The organism is Streptomyces sp. NP160, from assembly GCF_006335115.1.
GTDB lineage: Bacteria > Actinomycetota > Actinomycetes > Actinomycetales > Quadrisphaeraceae > Quadrisphaera.
The window spans coordinates 1-667 of the sequence record NZ_VDMJ01000102.1 but is presented as its reverse complement, the minus strand read 5'-3'; the positions used below and the strand labels follow the sequence as shown (position 1 = coordinate 667).

Below are 667 nucleotides of genomic sequence, written 5' to 3'. Positions count from 1 at the left end.
TGCACGCTGCCCTCGGTGGTGGAGGCGAGGGTGCTGGTGGGGTGGGGTTGACCAGCAGGGAGTGGACCGAGGTCAGCGCGGCGGTGGAGCGGTGCACCTCCTACCTGTTCGCCCTCAAGCTGGTCTCGGTCGCGGGTCTGGACGCCGCCAAGCTGGCCGAGAACCCCGCTCGAGCGGGCGCGAAGGACTCCCGCCGCCCGGCCGCCGATGAGCTGGCGCCGGTGCTGCGCATCGCGGGGCGCACCGCCACGGCGCTGGTGGGTCTGGCTCGTCAGCTCGGTGAGCTGCCCGCTGCTGAGGAGGCCCTGACCCGTGGGCTGATGACCCCGGCGCAGCTGGACGTGCTGGCTGATGTGTGCCGGCGCCTGCCCGACGGTGCGGCGGGACGTGCGGCGCGGCAGGCAGTCGAGGCCACGGCGGTGGCTGCGGCGGCCACGTTGAGCCGGGCCCGGCTGGCGCACGTGCTGGACGAGGCGGCCCTGGAAGCGGACCCGGGGTATGCGGCGCGGTCCATGGCGGCCGGGATCGAGCAGCGGGACGTGTTCTTGCGCCGCTCTTGCAGGCCGGGGTGCCGGCAGGTGGTGGCTGAGCTGGAGACCGCGGACGCGGCGCGGGTGTGGCAGGTGATCAACCAGGCTGCGGCCAACGCCAAGGACGGGGACACCGA

At 74.4% G+C, this 667-nt stretch carries 1 protein-coding gene; it reads left to right on the top strand.

The genetic code is table 11. From position 1 onward, the window contains the following. Positions 1-41: 41 nt before the first annotated feature. The coding region (locus FHN55_RS22120) for a hypothetical protein (RefSeq protein ID WP_139714556.1) at positions 42-667 on the top strand (626 nt) is incomplete at its 3' end.